This window comes from Kitasatospora sp. NPDC056531 (genome assembly GCF_042794375.1).
In the GTDB taxonomy this organism is placed as follows: domain Bacteria; phylum Actinomycetota; class Actinomycetes; order Streptomycetales; family Streptomycetaceae; genus Kitasatospora.
Genome location: NZ_JBHTTU010000286.1, coordinates 1,232 through 2,448 on the forward strand (window position 1 = coordinate 1,232; position 1,217 = coordinate 2,448).

Genomic DNA, 1,217 nt, shown 5'->3' on the forward strand with positions numbered 1-1,217 from the left:
GGTCGGCGGGGAACTGGCGGGTGCGTTCGTGTTGCTGGCCGCGGAAGGTGATCTCGCGGGCGAGGAAGCGGGCGTACTGGGTCTCCATGACGGCGCGCCACCGCTCCAGCGCCGCCCGCGGGGAGGGGAAGCGGCCGAGCAGGCCGCTCTCGCGCAGGTGGGCGAGGATGCCGGCCTCCTCGGAGCCGGAGTAGTCGAACAAGGTGTCGTCGACGTCGAAGAGCACGCCCCTGATCGGCATGAACCGTCCTTTCCGTTTCGATCCGTACCGGCCGACCCTACGCGGCGCGAAGCGGCGGCGTCGGGGCCGGCTTCGGGCCGGCGCATCCGGTGGGCGGGCGGGCGTGGCCGCGCCGGCCGGGCGGCGGGGCCGCGGCCTCAGGCCGGAGCCGGGATCGGCGCCGCCGAGAGCAGGGCGTCGAGCAGGCCCGGGAAGCGGGCGTCGAGGTCGGTGCGGCGCAGGCTGACGAAGCGGTTGCGGCCGGCGACGCGGGTGGTGGTGACGCCGGCTTCGCGCAGGACGCGCATGTGGTGGGAGACGGTCGACTTGTGGAGGTGGTCCAGGCCCAGGTCGCGGGGGGCGCAGGAGTGTTCGGCGCCGTCGGCGTAGCTGAGCAGCAGGCGCATGCGGACGGGGTCGCCGAGGGCGTGCAGGACCGTGACGAGGTCGATGTCGGCGGTGGGGGGCTGGGGAAGCCGCTCGTCTTCGGTCATGGGTTCGGCTCCGGTCCTCGGGTCTGGGCAGGGCGGCGGGCGACGGCAGGGATGGTTTGACAATCATCCACCGATCCCTGATTGTTTGGCGAGCGTCAAACTGTTTCACGTTCCTCCAACAATAGCTCCGGGGGGCTTTCCCGTGCCCGTACGCCTGCTCCTGCTCGCCCTCGGCACCTTCGCCATGGGCACCGACTCGATGGTCGTGGCCGGCATCCTCGGCCCGGTCCGCGCCGACCTCGGGGTGTCGGTGGGCGCCGCCGGCCAGCTGGTCACCGTCTTCGCGCTCGCCTACGCGCTGCTGGCCCCGCCGCTGGCCGCCGTCACCGCCCGCTGGCCGCGCCGGCGCCTGCTGCTGACCGCGCTCGCGCTCTTCAGCGCCGCCAACGCGCTCAGCGCCCTCGCCCCCACCTACGGGCTGCTGCTGGCCACCCGGGTCCTCGCCGCGGCGGGCGCCGCCCTCTACACGCCGACCGCCAACGCGGTGGCCACCACCCTGGTCG

The 1,217-nt window shown here is 74.1% G+C and carries 2 protein-coding genes and 1 pseudogene; 1 reads left to right on the forward strand and 2 read right to left on the reverse strand.

The window, feature by feature from the left end:
• Window positions 1-241, reverse strand: a pseudogene (locus ACFQ87_RS45655) (HAD family hydrolase); the annotation flags it as partial.
• 137 nt (window positions 242-378) lie between these two features.
• A complete protein-coding gene (locus ACFQ87_RS45660; RefSeq protein ID WP_380616957.1) occupies window positions 379-714 on the reverse strand; it encodes an ArsR/SmtB family transcription factor in 336 nt (111 codons plus the stop codon).
• A 142-nt stretch (window positions 715-856) separates the two neighbouring features.
• Here ACFQ87_RS45660 and ACFQ87_RS45665 point away from each other — a divergent pair.
• Window positions 857-1,217, forward strand: a 361-nt coding sequence (locus ACFQ87_RS45665) for an MFS transporter (protein WP_380616958.1), incomplete at its 3' end; no start/stop codon positions are given.

Coding starts and splice junctions, on each gene's coding strand:
- ACFQ87_RS45660 (WP_380616957.1), bottom strand. CDS start 714: ATGACCGAAGACGAGCGGCTTCCCCAGCCCCCCACCGCCGACATCGAC.